The following is a 1637-nucleotide window of genomic DNA, read 5'->3' as shown; positions in this document are numbered from 1 at the left end:
CTCCCGTCCCGGCCACATGCGGCAAGTCAGCTCGACAAAAGCCGCCAACAGGCGCATCGTGTTCGCGCTAGTTGATCACTCTGAGAGAGGATCTCTGATGGCGCGTCACCCCCGGTCCATCCGCTCCCGGGCGATCCCCGGCCGGATGCTCCCGCTCGCCGTCGCCGCCGTGAGCGTCGTCGCCTTCGCGCCCGCCGCCTCCGCGGACGGGCACGGCCACGACCACGGGCGCTTCACCCCCGGCGCACCCGGTGTCGGCGACTCGTACTTCCCGCTGGAGGGCAACGGCGGCTACGACGTCCGGCACTACTCGCTCGACCTGCAGTACGACCCCGACTACGACCAGCTCGACGGCACCGTGACGATCACGGCGCGGGCCACCCAGAACCTGTCGCGGTTCGACCTGGACCTGTCCGGCATGGACGTGGAGAAGGTCTATGTGAACCGGCACAAGGCCAAGTACAAGCGGCAGGGGCAGGAGCTGGTCGTCACGCCGCACCGCGGCCTGCGGAAGGGCTCGGTCTTCCAGGCGGTCGTCAAGTACGGCGGCGTGCCGCAGACCATCGTCGGCTCGCCGATCGTGTTCGGCTCGCCGTACGGGTTCCTGCACACCCCGGACGGCGCGTTCGTCGGCGGGGAGCCGAACGGCGCCCGCACCTGGTTCCCGGTCAACGACCACCCGAGCGACAAGGCCACCTACGACTACACCATCACGGTGCCGAAGGGCCTGACCGCGGTCGCCAACGGGCGCCTCATGAACCACCGCGCCGCCACCGCGTCGCTCAGCCGCCGCAGCGGGAAGTCCCGCGTGGAGGTCTTCAAGTGGCGCGAGGACAGCCCGATGGCGAGCTACCTCACCACGATCGACATCGGCAAGTGGGACGTGAAGCAGGGCCGCACGCCCGGCGGCGTCCCGAACTACACCGCCGTCGACCCCGTGCTCCTCGCGAACCAGCCGGACGCGGTGAACTTCTTCTACGACACGACCAGCGAGGTCACCGACCTGTGGTCGAAGACGTTCGGCAAGTACGCGTTCGGCAGCACCGGCGCGATCGCCGACGACGCCCGCTTCAACGACCAGCCGCTCGGGTTCTCGCTGGAGACGCAGAGCAAGCCGGTGTACTCCGCGGTGCGCAGCACCGGGACGATCGCCCACGAGCTGGCGCACCAGTGGTTCGGCGACGCCGTGTCGCCGCACCGCTGGAAGGACGTCTGGCTGAACGAGAGCTTCGCCACCTGGGCGGCCTGGTACTACACCGAGGTCCACGGCGGCAGCTCGGTGCACGACTCGGCCCGCGCCACCTACGCCGCCCGCCCGTTCCCCGACCGTGAGGGCCGGCCGTACTGGTCGGTGCTGACCGCCGACCCGCAGCGCGACACCATGTTCAACGACCGCGTGTACAGCGGCGGCGGCATGATGCTGCAGTTCCTCCGCGAGAAGATCGGCGACGACAAGTTCTTCACGGTCCTGCGGACGTGGTTCGCGCGGCACAAGTACCGCAACGGCCAGACCGAGCAGTTCACCTCGCTGGCGCAGCAGATCGCCGGGCAGGACCTGAGCGGGTTCTTCAAGGACTGGCTCTACTCCCCCATCAAGCCCGACATCCCGCAGGACTGACCTCTCCCGGGACCTGGGA

General features: G+C 69.2%; 1 protein-coding gene. It reads left to right on the top strand.

Annotation, left to right across the window (positions count from 1 at the left end; genetic code table 11):
* The first annotated feature begins 97 nt into the window (after nucleotides 1–97).
* Nucleotides 98–1618, top strand: coding sequence for a M1 family metallopeptidase (locus tag E1293_RS46870; RefSeq protein WP_132206586.1), 1521 nt, complete (start codon nucleotides 98–100; stop codon nucleotides 1616–1618).
* The last annotated feature ends 19 nt before the right edge of the window (nucleotides 1619–1637 follow it).

It is taken from the genome of Actinomadura darangshiensis (genome assembly GCF_004349235.1).
Taxonomy (GTDB): domain Bacteria; phylum Actinomycetota; class Actinomycetes; order Streptosporangiales; family Streptosporangiaceae; genus Spirillospora; species Spirillospora darangshiensis.
This window is presented reverse-complemented; position numbering and strand designations above follow the sequence as displayed.

What these genes read in the sequence shown, in the direction of transcription:
- E1293_RS46870 (WP_132206586.1), top strand. Translation starts at nt 98, where the DNA reads ATGGCGCGTCACCCCCGGTCCATCCGCTCCCGGGCGATCCCCGGCCGG.